14 protein-coding genes and 1 pseudogene are annotated in these 14,647 nt (G+C 70.2%); 8 read left to right on the forward strand and 7 right to left on the reverse strand.

Annotated features, from left to right (window positions below; genetic code table 11):
- Window positions 1–41: 41 nt before the first annotated feature.
- Window positions 42–1,247 carry a class I SAM-dependent methyltransferase gene (locus AB0903_RS06425; RefSeq protein WP_366699587.1) on the reverse strand — a complete coding sequence of 402 codons (1,206 nt, stop codon included), beginning with the start codon at window positions 1,245–1,247 and terminating at the stop codon, window positions 42–44.
- A 63-nt stretch (window positions 1,248–1,310) separates the two neighbouring features.
- On the opposite strand from AB0903_RS06425, the gene AB0903_RS06430 reads away from it, so the two are divergent.
- The 3 genes from AB0903_RS06430 (at window position 1,311) to groL (ending at window position 4,672) form a co-directional block, all read left to right on the forward strand.
- On the forward strand, window positions 1,311–2,288 hold the full coding sequence (locus AB0903_RS06430) for a polysaccharide deacetylase family protein (RefSeq protein ID WP_366699552.1): 978 nt from the start codon (window positions 1,311–1,313) through the stop codon (window positions 2,286–2,288).
- A 331-nt stretch (window positions 2,289–2,619) separates the two neighbouring features.
- Window positions 2,620–2,928: a co-chaperone GroES gene (groES, locus tag AB0903_RS06435; RefSeq protein ID WP_366699554.1), complete on the forward strand. Its 309-nt coding sequence runs from the start codon at window positions 2,620–2,622 to the stop codon at window positions 2,926–2,928.
- Between the two features lie 115 nt (window positions 2,929–3,043).
- Window positions 3,044–4,672, forward strand: coding sequence for a chaperonin GroEL (gene groL / locus AB0903_RS06440; protein ID WP_366699556.1), 1,629 nt, complete (start codon window positions 3,044–3,046; stop codon window positions 4,670–4,672).
- Window positions 4,673–4,769: 97 nt separating this feature from the next.
- On the opposite strand, the gene AB0903_RS06445 is transcribed toward groL, so the two are convergent.
- From AB0903_RS06445 to AB0903_RS06460, 4 genes are all read right to left on the reverse strand, one after another.
- Window positions 4,770–5,462 (reverse strand): ester cyclase, encoded by a 693-nt coding sequence (locus AB0903_RS06445; RefSeq protein ID WP_366699558.1) that lies wholly within the window; start codon window positions 5,460–5,462, stop codon window positions 4,770–4,772.
- A 107-nt stretch (window positions 5,463–5,569) separates the two neighbouring features.
- Window positions 5,570–6,343, reverse strand: coding sequence for an SDR family oxidoreductase (locus AB0903_RS06450; RefSeq protein ID WP_366699560.1), 774 nt, complete (start codon window positions 6,341–6,343; stop codon window positions 5,570–5,572).
- Window positions 6,340–6,717 (reverse strand): multicopper oxidase domain-containing protein, encoded by a 378-nt coding sequence (locus AB0903_RS06455; RefSeq protein ID WP_366699562.1) that lies wholly within the window; start codon window positions 6,715–6,717, stop codon window positions 6,340–6,342. The genes AB0903_RS06450 and AB0903_RS06455 overlap by 4 nt, the downstream gene beginning before the upstream one ends.
- 170 nt (window positions 6,718–6,887) lie before the next feature.
- Complete coding sequence (locus AB0903_RS06460) at window positions 6,888–7,592, reverse strand: MOSC domain-containing protein (protein ID WP_366699564.1); 705 nt, start codon at window positions 7,590–7,592, stop codon at window positions 6,888–6,890.
- Between the two features lie 80 nt (window positions 7,593–7,672).
- Between AB0903_RS06460 and AB0903_RS06465 the strand changes: the two genes are divergently transcribed.
- Complete coding sequence (locus AB0903_RS06465; protein ID WP_366699566.1) at window positions 7,673–8,566, forward strand: LysR family transcriptional regulator; 894 nt, start codon at window positions 7,673–7,675, stop codon at window positions 8,564–8,566.
- A 714-nt stretch (window positions 8,567–9,280) separates the two neighbouring features.
- Here AB0903_RS06465 and AB0903_RS06470 read toward each other — a convergent pair.
- Entirely contained in the window at window positions 9,281–9,604 is a 324-nt protein-coding gene (locus tag AB0903_RS06470; protein ID WP_366699568.1) for a WhiB family transcriptional regulator, read from the reverse strand.
- A gap of 503 nt (window positions 9,605–10,107) precedes the next feature.
- Between AB0903_RS06470 and AB0903_RS06475 the strand changes: the two genes are divergently transcribed.
- The 4 genes from AB0903_RS06475 to AB0903_RS06490 all read left to right on the forward strand — a co-directional run bounded on the left by AB0903_RS06475 (window position 10,108) and on the right by AB0903_RS06490 (window position 14,454).
- Window positions 10,108–10,719, forward strand: a complete 612-nt coding sequence (locus AB0903_RS06475; RefSeq protein ID WP_003948568.1) for a response regulator transcription factor — start codon at window positions 10,108–10,110, stop codon at window positions 10,717–10,719.
- Window positions 10,720–10,940: 221 nt separating this feature from the next.
- Window positions 10,941–11,528: a sigma-70 family RNA polymerase sigma factor gene (locus tag AB0903_RS06480; RefSeq protein WP_100108644.1), complete on the forward strand. Its 588-nt coding sequence runs from the start codon at window positions 10,941–10,943 to the stop codon at window positions 11,526–11,528.
- A 192-nt stretch (window positions 11,529–11,720) separates the two neighbouring features.
- Window positions 11,721–13,220, forward strand: a complete 1,500-nt coding sequence (guaB, locus tag AB0903_RS06485) for an IMP dehydrogenase (protein ID WP_366699570.1) — start codon at window positions 11,721–11,723, stop codon at window positions 13,218–13,220.
- 109 nt (window positions 13,221–13,329) lie between these two features.
- On the forward strand, window positions 13,330–14,454 hold the full coding sequence (locus AB0903_RS06490; protein WP_366699572.1) for a GuaB3 family IMP dehydrogenase-related protein: 1,125 nt from the start codon (window positions 13,330–13,332) through the stop codon (window positions 14,452–14,454).
- Window positions 14,455–14,524: 70 nt separating this feature from the next.
- On the opposite strand, the pseudogene AB0903_RS06495 reads toward AB0903_RS06490, so the two are convergent.
- A pseudogene (locus tag AB0903_RS06495) lies at window positions 14,525–14,647 on the reverse strand (IS30 family transposase); the annotation flags it as partial.

Consider the following 14,647-nt stretch of genomic DNA (forward strand, 5'->3'; position numbering starts at 1 on the left):
GACGGGGGTTCGCGGGGCGGTGCGGGGAACGGGCCGACCCGTCACACAGGGCGGCCGACGAGCATCGTCGGGGCGCCCGCCACCCGGGTCAGGAAGACCGTTGCCGCGTTCCGGCCCTGGGGCTTGACCTTTCGGCGGACCTCTTCCGGTTCGACGGCGGAGCCGCGCTTCTTCACCGTGAGGTTGCCGATCCCGCGTTCCCGCAGCAGCGCTTTCAGCTTCTTCAGGTTGAAGGGCAGTTCGTCGCTGATCTCATAGGCCGTGGCGTACGGCGTCGGGCGAAGGGTGTCGGAGGTGATGTACGCGATCGTCTCGTCGAGCAGGCCGCCGGACACGTCCTCGGCGACCTCGGCGACCAGGTGGGCGCGGATCGCCGCACCGTCCGGCTCGTACAGATAGCGGCCGACGGGCCGGACCGGCGGGTTCGGCAGGCCGCGGCCGGTCAGGGTGTGCGGGCCCGGGAGGAGGGTGGCGCGGACCGCGGACGGGGCGGTGCCGAACCAGAGCACGGCCTCCTTCACATCGCCGCCGTCCGAGATCCACTCCGCCTCCGCTCCCTCGGGGACCGCCTCGTGGGGGATGCCCGGTGCGACCTTCAGCGCGGCGTGGGGGCGGGTACGGGCCGCGCCGACGGCCCAGGACAGGGGCGGGGAGTACGCCTCCGGGTCGAAGATCCGGCCTCGGCCGCCCCGGCGGGCGGGGTCGACGAACACCGCGTCGTACGACGTGGTGCCGATGTCGGTGACGTCAGCGCAGCGGACCTCGATCAGGCCGGAGAGGCCCAGCGCTTCGGCGTTCGCGCGTGCGGCCTCCGCCGTGAGCGGGTCGCGGTCGACGGCGAGGACCGAGATGCCGGCCCGGGCCAGTGCGATCGCGTCCCCGCCGATGCCGCTGCACAGGTCCGCGACGCTGCGCACGCCGAGTTCGGCGAAGCGCGCGGCGCGGTGGTCGGCGACCGAGCGGCGGGTGGACTGTTCGACGCCGTTCGGGGTGAAGAACATCCGGCGGGCGTCCTCCTCGCCGAACTTGGCCACGGCCCGTTGTCTCAGCCGTGCCTGTCCGAGGGCCGCGGAGACCATGGCCGCCGGGTGGTCGCGGCGCAGGCGCGTCGCGACGGACAGTTCCCGGGCCGGGTCGTAGGAGGCGAGCGAGGCCAGCAGCGCCTCGCCTTCCCCGGTGCGCAGTGCGGCGAAGGCGGCGAGTGGGTCGAGGTCGTTCACCGGGCCATTGTGGGCCAGGCGGGGGATGGTGCGCGCAGGCCGGAGGTGTCGGGCCGGTGAGCGGGCGGGGCGCTGACAGGATGCGTCGCCATGCAGCTAGTACGACAAAAAGAAAATTTGGGAGCGTATCGGGCCCGTGCGGCTCTCGCCGCTCTCGTGGTCGCCGCTCTCGGCTCCGGCTGTGCGGCCGAGGGGGCCGCGGAAGCCTCACGCCCCGCAGAGGCCGCCACCGGGCAGCCCGCGCAGCAGGGCCCGGAGGTCAAGAAGCCGGACGCGCGGAAGCCGGAGGGGCAGGAAGCAGCCGGCCCCGCCGGGGCGCTCTCCGCGTACGTCGAGAAGGTCAGGCGCAGCCAGAAGGCCCGCGCCGCCGCCGCGAAGAAGTGGGGGCTGGCGCAGACCCCGCTCGCGCCGCCCCCACCGCCCGCCGTCAAACCGAAGATCACCACCCGCAAGGGCTTCGAGGTGAAGGGCGGTGAGGGTCTGCCGCCGGTGTTCACCACTGTTCCGACCAAGGAGAAGATCGTCTTCCTGACGATCGACGACGGCGCCGAGAAGGACCCGGAGCTGCTGCGGATGATGTCCGAGCTGCAGATCCCCTACAGCGCCTTCCTCAGCGACTACGTGATCAACGACGACTACGGCTACTTCGAGAAGATGCGGGACCGGGGGGTGGCCCTGCACAACCACACGCTCAACCACCCGTATCTGCCGGGGCTTTCGTACAGCGAGCAGAAGCGTGAGATCTGCGGCCAGCAGGACAAACTGGAGAAGAGGTACGGCACCCGCCCCCGGCTGATGCGCCCGCCGTACGGGAACTACAACAAGGACACCTTGCGCGTCGCCGAGAAGTGCGGGATCGAGGCGGTGCCGCTGTGGGCCTCCGAGGCGTTCCCCGACCACATGGAGTGGCGCGAGTGGGACAGGGACCTGCACCCGGGCGACATCATCCTCACCCACTTCCGCGGCAAGGAGGAGTGGAAGGGCACCATGCCGGACATGATCCGTCGGGTGATGAAGACGGTGACGTCGAAGGGGTACGCGGTGGCCAAGCTGGAGGACTACGTCTGACAGGCCCCGCCGGAGCCGTGGCGCACCCCGGAACCGGAGCCGTGGCGCACCCCGGAACCGGAAAGAGATCGTAGCTGGAACCGGAAAGGCCGTGGCCGGAACCGGAGGCGTCATATCGGCGTTTTCCGTACCGGGACCCGAGGGCGCGCGGCGCCATATTGGCACTCCGCTTGACCGAGTGCTAATCACAGTCATAGTCTCGGGTCTGGCACTCACCCAGTGAGAGTGCCAGACACAGCGACGGGCAGGTCCGGCACCCGCGACGACGGATCGACCTGGTCGCCACCTCAGATCAGTTAACCCCGTGATCTCCGAAGGGGGAGGTCGGATCGTGACGACCGCCAGCTCCAAGGTTGCCATCAAGCCGCTCGAGGACCGCATTGTGGTCCAGCCGCTCGACGCCGAGCAGACCACGGCCTCTGGCCTGGTCATTCCGGACACTGCGAAGGAGAAGCCCCAGGAGGGCGTCGTCCTGGCAGTGGGCCCGGGCCGCTTCGAGAACGGCGAGCGCCTGCCGCTCGACGTGAAGGCCGGCGACATCGTGCTGTACAGCAAGTACGGCGGCACCGAAGTGAAGTACAGCGGCGAGGAATACCTCGTCCTCTCGGCCCGCGACGTGCTCGCGATCGTCGAGAAGTAAGCACAGGCTTCACCTGAATTGCTTTGAGCTGCGCCCCTGGTCACCCCGCGGATTGCCGGGCGGCGAGGGGCGCGGTTCTTTGAACACGACTTTCCGAGAGGGCTGAACCGCTCCCATGGCGAAGATCCTGAAGTTCGACGAGGACGCCCGTCGCGCCCTCGAGCGCGGCGTCAACAAGCTTGCCGACACGGTCAAGGTGACGATCGGCCCCCGCGGCCGCAACGTCGTCATCGACAAGAAGTTCGGCGCTCCCACCATCACCAACGACGGTGTCACCATCGCCCGCGAGGTCGAGGTCGAGGACCCGTACGAGAACCTGGGCGCCCAGCTGGTGAAGGAGGTGGCGACCAAGACCAACGACATCGCGGGTGACGGTACGACCACCGCCACCGTGCTGGCCCAGGCGCTGGTCCGCGAGGGTCTGCGCAACGTCGCCGCGGGTGCCTCCCCGGCCGCCCTGAAGAAGGGCATCGACGCCGCGGTCAAGGCCGTCTCCGACGAGCTTCTCGCGACCGCCCGGCCGATCGAGGACAAGGCCGACATCGCCGCCGTGGCCGCGCTCTCCGCGCAGGACCAGCAGGTCGGCGAGCTCATCGCCGAGGCGATGGACAAGGTCGGCAAGGACGGTGTCATCACCGTCGAGGAGTCCAACACCTTCGGCCTGGAGCTGGAGTTCACCGAGGGCATGGCCTTCGACAAGGGCTACCTGTCCCCGTACATGGTGACCGACCAGGAGCGTATGGAGGCCGTCCTCGACGACCCGTACATCCTGATCCACCAGGGCAAGATCGCCTCCATCCAGGACATGCTGCCGCTGCTGGAGAAGGTCATCCAGGCGGGTGGCTCCAAGCCGCTGCTGATCATCGCCGAGGACGTCGAGGGCGAGGCCCTGTCGACCCTGGTCGTGAACAAGATCCGTGGCACCTTCAACGCGGTGGCCGTCAAGGCCCCCGGCTTCGGCGACCGCCGCAAGGCGATGCTCGGCGACATGGCCACCCTCACCGGTGCCACCGTCATCGCCGAGGAGGTCGGCCTCAAGCTCGACCAGGCCGGTCTCGACGTGCTGGGCACCGCCCGCCGCGTGACCATCACCAAGGACGACACCACCATCGTCGACGGTGGCGGCAACTCCGCGGACGTGGCCGGCCGCGTCAACCAGATCAAGGCCGAGATCGAGTCCACCGACTCCGACTGGGACCGCGAGAAGCTCCAGGAGCGCCTCGCGAAGCTGGCCGGCGGCGTGTGCGTGATCAAGGTCGGCGCCGCCACCGAGGTGGAGCTGAAGGAGAAGAAGCACCGTCTGGAGGACGCCATCTCCGCGACCCGCGCCGCGGTCGAGGAGGGCATCGTCTCCGGTGGTGGCTCCGCGCTCGTCCACGCCGTGAAGGTGCTCGAGGGCAACCTGGGCAAGGAGGGCGACGAGGCCACCGGTGTCGCCGTCGTCCGCCGCGCCGCCGTCGAGCCGCTGCGCTGGATCGCGGAGAACGCCGGCCTCGAGGGCTACGTCATCACCGCCAAGGTGGCCGAACTCGAGGCGGGCAACGGCTTCAACGCCGCGACCGGCGAGTACGGCGACCTGGTCAAGGCCGGCGTCATCGACCCGGTCAAGGTCACGCGCTCCGCTCTGGAGAACGCCGCCTCCATCGCCTCCCTGCTGCTCACGACCGAGACCCTGGTCGTCGAGAAGCCGGCCGAGGACGAGGGTGACGCGGGCCACGGCCACGGTCACGGCCACAGCCACTGACGCATCCGCGGTCGACCGATGCGGTAAGCGCCAAGGAGGTCCCCGTCCCGCCGAGCGCGGGACGGGGACCTTCCCGTGTCACAGCCGTGGCAGCGGCTCACACGGCGCCGAGCTGCCGCATCAGGCGCAGCAGGTCCATGTGCCACCAGCCTTCCTTGATCTTCGCGTCCTCGAAGCGGAAGATCGTCGTCCCGGTCATGGTGCACTGCTCACCGGTGGCGGGGATGCCCTGGAAGTCGCCCTTGTGCCTCCCGCTCCAGGTCCACAGCGTCACCACGTCGTCCCCTTCGGTGATCTGCCGGTCGAGCTCGAAGGTGAAGTCGAAGGCGTCGCGCCACATGGTGAGGTCCCGGCGGATGACGTCCATGCCGGTCTCGGCGTCCTCCTCGTTGGCGATGTCGTGGTCGATGTAGTCGGCCGCGAACACCTCCGGGACGGCTTCCAGATTGCCGCCGCCGGCGATCTCGTGGAAGAAGCGGCGGGCGGTCGCCGAGTTCATCTGCTCCTCACGGACCACGTCGAGGTCGGTGAAGGACGGCATGCCGTCGCAGAGCGCCACCATCTCCTGGAACATCTTGTCCGTCTCCGGCAGACGCGAGTTCCTCATCGCCTCTTCGTACGAGGGGAACTCCACGATCTCGACGTAGTGGTTGCTCTCGGTGCGGTCCTTTCCGGTGACGGTGTGGGCGGTGGTCCGCTTGCCCTTGGTCTGTTCGACCCACTGGTCCATGACCGCGTTCACGTCGTCGAACCTGTCGGTCTTGTAGTCGATGATCTGTACGAACTTCATGGCGCCTCCCGGGCCGCTGCGGTCCCCGACGAGATACGTCCATTTTAGTGACGCACATCACTCCGTGCGGTGCGGCGCGATGCCGTGGCGACCGGACTACGACCGGACTACCGGGGGCCGTACTTCCGGCCCGTCCTCGACGTGAGCCCGCCCAGCAGTCCGCGCGGCGTCAGCTTCACCACGCCCATCAGCGCCTTGTACCGAGGATCGGGGACGGAGAGCGACTTCCCCTTCGCCAGGTCCGCCAGCGCCGAGGCCACCAGCTTGTCGGCGTCCAGCCACATCCAGCCGGGAATGCCGTCCGTGCCCATCCCCGCCCGCTGGTGGAACTCGGTCCGTACGAAACCGGGGCACAGCGCCATCAGACGCACCCCCGTCCCGGCCAGGTCCCTGGCCGCGCCCTGCGTGAACTGCACGACCCACGCCTTCGACGCGCCGTAGGTGCCGCGGGGCACGAACGCGGCGACCGACGCCACGTTCACCACGCCGCCCCGGCCGCGCTCCCGCATCGGCTCCGCCGCGGCGGCCGTCAGGCGCAGCACCGCCTCGCAGTGGACCTTCAGCATCGTCAGTTCGTCGGCCATGGACACGTCCAGGAATTGTCCCTTGTTCCCGAAGCCCGCGTTGTTGACCAGCAGGTCGACGGGGTGGGTGCGGTCCGCGAGACGGCGCTCGACCGCGGTGATGCCGTCCTCCGCCGACAGGTCCGCCGTCAGCACCTCCGCCTCGATGCCGTGGCCGTCGTGCAGTTCGGTGGCCTGTGCCTGCAGCCGTTCGGTGTCCCGGGCCACCAGCACCAGGTTGTGGCCGTCGGCCGCGAGCCGCCGCGCGAAGGCGGCGCCGATGCCCGCGGTCGCTCCCGTGATCAGTGCAGTCGTCATACGGGCACGTTAATGCCCCGCGTGTGAGTGCGGCGTACGGGCCTTCCCCGCCGGCCGCCCCTTCTCCACGACCCGAACTGCCCTGTCGTGCCGCCGTCCTCGTGGTACGGCGGATGGCAGCAGTACCTGTACGGAGTGTCCGGATCGGCGGGCCCGGCGTACCGCGTCGCGGGCTTCACGGTCCTCCCGACGGGCACGCGAACCGTGTCCTTGGCGCCGCGCAGCTCCGGCGGCGGCCGTCCGCCGTCCGCCTCGAGCACCCTGAACTGCACGTCCTGCACCTGGAAGTTGTGCGGAGCGCCGTCCTCGTTGCATACGGCCCAGGTCTCCGGCGTACCGCGGGTGACCGTCCCGTCGATCCGGTCCATGGCCATGGCTCTGCTGTTGATTCCCGACGTACGCAGCCCGAAGAACCGGCGCCTACGGGGGCCGGAGGCGCCCGCAAGGTCCAGCTCGCCGAGTTCGGCGGACAGTTCGGGGGAGGTGCGCAGGATGTCCGCGGCCCCGACGGGATTTCCCCCCGTGCGCCGGCCCGTGCCTGCGGTCAGGAGGTATTACCCGGAACCGTCCCGCTTCCGGGCACCGGGCCGTATGCGGCGACGTACGCGCGCGCGTCACTCAGCAGTTCCCCGTGGAGGGCCTCCCCGGCCGCGAGTACCCGGGGCAGCAGCGTCCGCTCGGTCGTCACCGCTCTGAAGGCCATCGCCACCGTGACGTCGTGCGCAGGCCGGTGCACGATCTCGATGGGGTCGCCCGAGTGGATCTCGCCCGGTTCGATCACCCGCAGATACGCGCCGGAGGCGCCGTTCCCGGTGAAGCGCCTGACCCATCCGCGCTCGCCGAGCCGGCCCGCGAACGTACGGCACGGGATGCGGCCCGAGGTGATCTCCAGCACCAGTGCACCGCCGACGCGCCAGCGCTCGCCGATCCTCGCGCCGGTGATGTCCACGCCGCTGGTGGTCAGGTTCTCGCCGAACATGCCGTTGGTGAGGGTGCGCCCCAACTCCCTTTCCCAGGCGTCGAGGTCCTCACGGGCGAAGGCGTAGACGGCCTGGTCGGACCCGCCGTGGTGGCGCAGGTCGCAGACCGCGTCGCCCGCCAGGCCGCTCGCTCCCCGGCCCTTGGGACCGGGATCCGCCACCCGGACGGGCCCGTCGACCGGGCGCTTGTCGATCCCCGTCGTTCCTCCCGGCGCATCGGAATAGCCGACGGCCTCGGGCCGCCCCAGGTTCACGGTCAAGAGCTTCATACCGGCACGCTAATCGACTCTCCCTCAAAGTTTCCTCGGGATTCTCGCTGATGCCTCCAAGTGTCACTTATGCTGGCAAGGTGATCGAAGCCCGCCACCTCCGCGTCCTGCGTGCCGTCGCCGCCACCGGCTCGTTCTCCGCGGCCGCCCGCGAACTGGGCTGCACCCAGCCCGCGGTCAGCCAGCAGATGAAGGCGCTCGAGAGCTCCGCGGGCACCCCGCTGCTGATTCGGACCGGCCGCGAGATGCGCCTCACCCAGGCCGGTGAAGCACTCGTCCGGCACGCGTCCGGCATCCTCGCCGGGCTCACCGCCGCGGAGGAGGAGGTCGCGGCGATCGCCGGGCTCCGGGCCGGCCGGGTGCGCCTCGTCTCGTTCCCCAGCGGCAGCTCCACCCTGGTGCCCACCGCGCTCGCCGCACTGCGCGCGGCCCACCCGGGCACGCGTGTCTCCCTCGTCGACGCCGAGCCGCCGCGTTCGGTCGAGATGCTGCGCGAGGGCGACTGCGACGTGGCACTCGCCTTCCAGTACGGCACGGCCGGCGCGGAGTCGGAGTGGGACGACCTGGAGGTGCGGCCCCTGCTCACCGACCGGCTCGTCGGGCTGGTGCCGGAGGGGCACCGTCTCGCCGACGCGGGATCGGTCGCCATCGCCGATCTCGCGGGGGAATCGTGGATCGCGGGCTGCCCGCGCTGCCGCCGCCAGCTCGTGGATGCCTGCGAGGAAGCCGGTTTCACCCCTCGCATCGACTTCGCCACCGACGACTACCCGGCGGTGATCGGCCTGGTGGGCGCGGGGCTCGGGGTCGCGGTACTGCCCGAGCTGGCACTGGAGTCGGTGCGGCCGAAGGGCGCCCGGCTGGTGACGGTCGAACCGGTTGTCGACCGCGAGATCGTGGCGCTCACCCTGCCCGACCTGGCCCATGTACCGGCGGTCTCCGCGACCCTGACCGAACTCTCCCGCGCGGCGGCGTAGCCCTCGGGCGGGCGGCGGACCGGCCCCACGTTTCCGGCCGCTCCCTTGGGGCGGGGGTTGTGCCCCCGGGCGTGGGCGCTCGGCCTCCGGGTGCGGCGGTGCGGGGGTGGCCCGGTGGGGCGGGATTACGCGGGCGCTTGGCGCCTGGGTGCGGTGATGGCCGGGTGGGGTGGGCGGGCGGAGTCGCGCGGGCACTCGGCCTCGGGGTGTGGCGGCGCCGGGGGCGGCTGATCCCGGTGGGCCCGGGTTGTGCACCTGGTCCGACCTGACCGGTCCGTGTCGGTTGGTGTCCGGGTGCCGCTGCGGGGTCATGTCCGCTGCTCGCCCGTACTTGCCCCGCCCAGGACTTGCTCCGCCTTACGTCTCTGGCCGAGTCCTGCGCGTCCTCCTGCCCCGGGGCGGCGGCTTCAGCTCCCGTCGAGGGTCGGTGCGGGGAGGGGCGGGGCCGGTGCCGCGCGGCGCGCGTGCCCCCGGGCCGGCGGTTTCGCTCAGCCGGCGGGCAGAGCCGACCCCGTGGCCACATGAGGCGCCGGGGGTCCGAAGTGGAAGCCGGCGAGCGGGGTCACGGGCTGCGACCCGCCACGCCCCCCGGCCTCGTGGGCCGGGGGCCGGTACCACCGGGTGGCGGTCGGGTCGAGTCACCGGCCGCGAGGAGACAGGAGGGCGCGTAGTGATGCAGGAACGTTTCTTCGATCGGTGTGCACGGCACGCGTGTCAGCCGTGCGCCGCACCCCCCGCACTCGTCGCGGGAATCAGCCGGTGACGTGCTCGTCCCATGAGCTCCTCGCGCTCGTCCTCCGTCAGTCCGCCCCAGACGCCGTAGGGCTCCCGCACGGCCAGTGCATGCGCCGCGCACTCCGCCCGCACCGGGCATCTCATGCAGACCTCCTTCGCCGAGTTCTCGCGCGCGCTCCGCGCCGCGCCTCGCTCGCCTTCCGGGTGGAAGAAGAGCGAGCTGTCGACCCCACGGCATGCCGCGAGGAGCTGCCAGTCCCACAGATCGGCGTTGGGTCCGGGAAGGCGAGAGAAATCTGCCATGGCGCATGTCCCCTTGAAACCGTGCTGGGCGGATACAGGACCGGGTCGGAAACGGGCGGGACGCCGACCGGACGTGCGCCGGATCCGGCACCAGCACCGTGCCAACGACCGCACATCTGCTGTGTAAGTAGATGTAAATATGACTCATTGCGAATCTAGCCATAGACACCGGAAAAAGGGAAGAAAAGCCGCTGAATGGGGCAGGGTCCGCGTCAGCCGGTGCACGGGTGCTCCGCCCGTGGGCCACGAAACCTCGCGGACCTCCCGCCACCCCACGAGCCCCGTGGAACCGGTGCTCACGCCCGCGTAACGGCCCCTTTACGCAGCGTGCGGAAGTGCCGACTGTGACCCGTAACTCTTTCGAGTGACCGTCGTTGAGAGTGCGGAGGCGGTTGAAGGAACAAGCGCTCGGGCACATGTCCGAGAGCGTTCAACCGCACAGGTGAAGAAATGTACCCAGCCTGGAGGCTCAAGGTGACGCGCATCAGCTGCGGAGGGCGGCCATGACATCCGTCCTCGTCTGCGACGACTCCCCGCTTGCTCGAGAGGCGCTCCGCCGCGCGGTCGCGACCGTGCCCGGTGTCGAGCGCGTGACGACCGCGGCCAACGGCGAGGAAGTCCTCCGCCGCTGGGGCGCCGATCGTTCGGACCTGATTCTGATGGACGTACGCATGCCCGGACTGGGCGGCGTCGAGACGGTGCGCCGGCTGCTCTCCGCCGACCCGGGCGCCCGGATCATCATGCTGACCGTCGCGGAGGATCTGGACGGCGTCGCGCTCGCAGTCGCCGCGGGCGCCCGCGGCTACCTGCACAAGGACGCGTCGCGTGCCGAGCTGCGCGCGACGGTCACTCAGGCGCTCGCCGACCCCACCTGGCGGCTCGCGCCGCGCCGGCTCCGGTCGGCCGAGATGGGCGCCGCGCCCACGCTCACCGCGCGGGAGATCCAGGTCCTCGAGGGCATGAGCCACGGCCGCTCCAACGCGGAGATCGGGCGCGAGCTCTTCCTTTCGGAGGACACGGTGAAGACGCACGCCAGGCGGCTGTTCAAGAAGCTCGGCGCCTCGGACCGGGCGCACGCCGTGGCGCTCGGATTCCGCTGGGGCCTGGTCCGCTGAGGACCGCAGGAACGGGACGGCGCGGGATGACGGATGCCCGAGGGCATCCGTTTCCCGCGTGATGCCGCATCCTTGAGGGTGTGGAGTTCCTCGGGGACGAGTCGGTCGAGCGGGAGGGGAGGGCGCAGGAGATGAGTTCCGGCGCACCTGCTCATAACGCTTCGGTGCACAACACGGGACGCGGTGCCGCAAATGATCGCGGTCCAGGGCACCATGGACCGATGCGCGACGACGAGGCGGTGACCGCCCAGGGGGCCATCGGGGCACTCGTGCACCGTGCCGTCGACGGCGACGAGCAGGCGACGCACGATCTGCTCGCGCATGTGCATCCGCTCGCGCTGCGTTTCTGCCGCTCGCGTCTGAGCCGGTTGCCCGGTGACGCACGGCACTTCGTCGAGGATCTCGCTCAGGAGGTCTGCGTCGCGGTGCTGATGGCCCTGCCGCGCTACAAGGACACCGGGCGGCCCTTCGAGGCGTTCGTCTTCGCCATCGCCTCCCACAAGGTCGCCGATCTGCAGCGGGCGGCGATGCGCCATCCGGGTTCGACGGCCGTGCCGTCCGACGAGATGCCCGAGCGTCCCGACGACTCGCTCGGTCCGGAGGAGCGGGCGCTGCTCAGCGACGACGCCGAGTGGGCCAAGAGGCTGCTCGCCAATCTGCCGGAGAACCAGCGGGAGCTGCTGGTGCTCAGGGTCGCCGTCGGGCTGACGGCGGAGGAGACCGGCCAGATGCTGGGGATGTCGCCGGGCGCCGTCCGGGTCGCACAGCACCGTGCGCTCAGCCGGCTGCGGGCGCTGGCCGAGCAGTGACCCACCGTCGCCGGCCTCCTCCGTGTGATTCCCGAGGGCTCCCGGTGAGTGCTGATGAGTACCGAGGGCTCCCGTGACGCCTGTCGTGTGAACATCCAAAGCTGCTCATCGATCTTGATCGTGGAATGAGACGGCTCCTTGGGCCGTTAGCATGGACATTCGCAGGGATCAAGGCCATTTGGGGAAGGTGTCATGACCAACGTCGACGGAGTGCCCGAGAAATTCGCGACACTCGGGCTGACCTACGACGATGTGCTTCTGCTGCCGGGTGCGTCGGAAGTGCTTCCTAACGCGGTCGACACCTCGTCCCGTGTCTCCAGGAACGTCCGGGTGAACATCCCGCTGCTCTCGGCGGCGATGGACAAGGTCACCGAGTCCCGCATGGCGATCGCGATGGCGCGCCAGGGCGGTGTGGGCGTGCTGCACCGCAATCTGTCCATCGAGGACCAGGTGAACCAGGTCGACCTGGTCAAGCGTTCCGAGTCCGGCATGGTGACCGACCCGATCACGGTGCACCCGGACGCCACGCTCGCCGAGGCCGACGCCCTGTGCGCCAAGTTCCGCATCAGCGGTGTGCCGGTGACCGACGCCGCGGGCAAGCTGCTCGGCATCGTCACCAACCGTGACATGGCCTTCGAGACGGTCCGCACGCGCCAGGTGCGCGAGGTCATGACCCCGATGCCGCTGGTCACCGGCAAGGTCGGCATCTCGGGCGTCGACGCCATGGAGCTGCTGCGCCGCCACAAGATCGAGAAGCTCCCGCTGGTCGACGACGCCGGCATTCTCAAGGGCCTCATCACGGTCAAGGACTTCGTCAAGGCCGAGCAGTACCCGAACGCGGCGAAGGACGGGGAGGGCCGTCTGCTCGTCGGAGCAGCCGTCGGTGCGAGCCCGGAGGCGCTGGAGCGCGCCCAGGCGCTGGCCGGTGCGGGTGTCGACTTCCTGATCGTCGACACCTCCCACGGACACAACAGCAACGCCCTCAACTGGATGGCGAAGATCAAGTCGAGCGTCGGCGTCGACGTCATCGGCGGCAACGTGGCGACGCGCGACGGCGCCCAGGCCCTGATCGACGCGGGCGTGGACGGTGTCAAGGTCGGCGTCGGACCCGGTTCCATCTGCACCACCCGTGTGGTCGCCGGCATCGGTGTTCCCCAGGTCACCGCGATCTACGAGGCCGCGCTGGCCTGCCGCGCCGCGGGCGTCCCGGTGATCGGCGACGGCGGCCTGCAGTACTCCGGAGACATCGGCAAGGCGCTCGCCGCAGGTGCCGACACGGTCATGCTGGGCAGCCTTCTCGCGGGCTGCGAGGAGTCCCCCGGTGAACTGCTCTTCATCAACGGCAAGCAGTTCAAGTCCTACCGCGGCATGGGCTCGCTCGGTGCGATGCAGTCTCGCGGCCAGGGCCGTTCGTACTCCAAGGACCGCTACTTCCAGGCGGAGGTGGCCTCCGACGACAAGCTCGTCCCCGAGGGCATCGAGGGCCAGGTGCCCTACCGCGGTCCCCTCGCGGCCGTGCTGCACCAACTGGTCGGCGGCCTGCGCCAGACCATGGGCTACGTCGGGGCGGCCGCCGTCGACGAGATGGAGAGCAAGGGCCGCTTCGTGCGGATCACCTCGGCGGGTCTCAAGGAGAGCCACCCGCACGACATCCAGATGACGGTCGAGGCGCCGAACTACAGCAGGAAGTAGCCCCATGCGTGCCAGGGGCGGTCCCGGGGGTTGCCGGGGCCGCCCCTCACGTGTGCGTCGGGGATACTGGTAGCGCCCTGGCGCAGATGCAGAAGGAAAGGCCACAGACGTGACTGAGATCGAGATCGGGCGCGGCAAGCGCGGCCGCCGGGCGTACGCGTTCGACGACATCGCCGTCGTACCGAGCCGGCGTACGCGGGACCCGAAGGAGGTCTCGATCGCCTGGCAGATCGACGCCTACCGCTTCGAGCTGCCCTTCCTGGCCGCTCCGATGGACTCCGTGGTCTCCCCGCAGACCGCCATCCGGATCGGCGAGATGGGCGGCCTGGGCGTACTGAACCTCGAGGGCCTGTGGACCCGCTACGAGGACCCGCAGCCGCTGCTCGACGAGATCGCCGAGATGGACGAGGCGAACGCCACCCGCAGGCTGCAGGAGATCTACGCGGCCCCCATCAAGGAGGAGCTGATCGGGCAGCGCATCAAGGAGGTGCGCGACTCCGGTGTCGTCACCGCCGCCGCGCTCTCCCCGCAGCGCACCGCGCAGTTCTCGAAGGCCGTCGTCGACGCGGGCGTCGACATCTTCGTCATCCGCGGCACGACCGTCTCCGCCGAGCACGTCTCCGGCGCCGCCGAGCCGCTGAACCTCAAGCAGTTCATCTACGAACTCGACGTCCCGGTCATCGTCGGCGGCTGCGCCACGTACACCGCCGCCCTGCACCTGATGCGCACCGGCGCGGCGGGTGTGCTGGTGGGCTTCGGCGGCGGCGCCGCGCACACCACCCGTAACGTGCTGGGCATCCAGGTCCCGATGGCGACCGCCGTCGCCGATGTGGCCGCGGCCCGCCGCGACTACATGGACGAGTCCGGCGGCCGGTACGTCCACGTCATCGCGGACGGCGGCGTCGGTTGGTCCGGCGACCTTCCGAAGGCGGTCGCCTGCGGCGCCGACGCGGTCATGATCGGCTCGCCGCTGGCCCGTGCCACGGACGCGCCGGGCAAGGGGCGCCACTGGGGCATGGAGGCCGTCCACGAGGACGTGCCGCGCGGCAAGCTGGTGGACCTGGGCATCGAGGGCACGACGGAGGAGATCCTCATCGGTCCCTCGCACACGCCCGACGGTTCGATGAACATCTTCGGCGCCCTGCGCCGCGCGATGGCGACGACGGGCTACAGCGAGCTCAAGGAGTTCCAGCGCGTCGAGGTCACGGTGGCGGACTCGCAGCACAGCCGCTGACCGTCCGTACACAGGGGAAGGGCCCGGCACCAGTGGGCGGATTCTCGGGGTCCTCGCAACACCTGATGGCTTACGTGGTCGTCAGTAGATCACGCAGACGCTCGGCTGGGGTTTTCCAGCCGAGCGTTTTGCGTGGGCGGCCGTTGAGTTGCTGAGCGACGTGTTCGAGGTCTTCGGGGCTGTGCACGGACAG

It is taken from the genome of Streptomyces sp. NPDC048389 (assembly GCF_040706335.1).
Classification (GTDB): domain Bacteria; phylum Actinomycetota; class Actinomycetes; order Streptomycetales; family Streptomycetaceae; genus Streptomyces.

Bases quoted from the DNA above. Each gene is read 5' to 3' on its own strand.
- AB0903_RS06430 (WP_366699552.1), top strand. From the start codon at position 1,311: ATGCAGCTAGTACGACAAAAAGAAAATTTGGGAGCGTATCGGGCCCGT.
- groL (WP_366699556.1), top strand. From the start codon at position 3,044: ATGGCGAAGATCCTGAAGTTCGACGAGGACGCCCGTCGCGCCCTCGAG.
- AB0903_RS06445 (WP_366699558.1), bottom strand. From the start codon at position 5,462: ATGAAGTTCGTACAGATCATCGACTACAAGACCGACAGGTTCGACGAC.
- AB0903_RS06450 (WP_366699560.1), bottom strand. From the start codon at position 6,343: ATGACGACTGCACTGATCACGGGAGCGACCGCGGGCATCGGCGCCGCC.
- AB0903_RS06455 (WP_366699562.1), bottom strand. From the start codon at position 6,717: ATGGCCATGGACCGGATCGACGGGACGGTCACCCGCGGTACGCCGGAG.
- AB0903_RS06460 (WP_366699564.1), bottom strand. From the start codon at position 7,592: ATGAAGCTCTTGACCGTGAACCTGGGGCGGCCCGAGGCCGTCGGCTAT.
- AB0903_RS06470 (WP_366699568.1), bottom strand. From the start codon at position 9,604: ATGGCAGATTTCTCTCGCCTTCCCGGACCCAACGCCGATCTGTGGGAC.
- AB0903_RS06475 (WP_003948568.1), top strand. From the start codon at position 10,108: ATGACATCCGTCCTCGTCTGCGACGACTCCCCGCTTGCTCGAGAGGCG.
- AB0903_RS06480 (WP_100108644.1), top strand. From the start codon at position 10,941: ATGCGCGACGACGAGGCGGTGACCGCCCAGGGGGCCATCGGGGCACTC.
- guaB (WP_366699570.1), top strand. From the start codon at position 11,721: ATGACCAACGTCGACGGAGTGCCCGAGAAATTCGCGACACTCGGGCTG.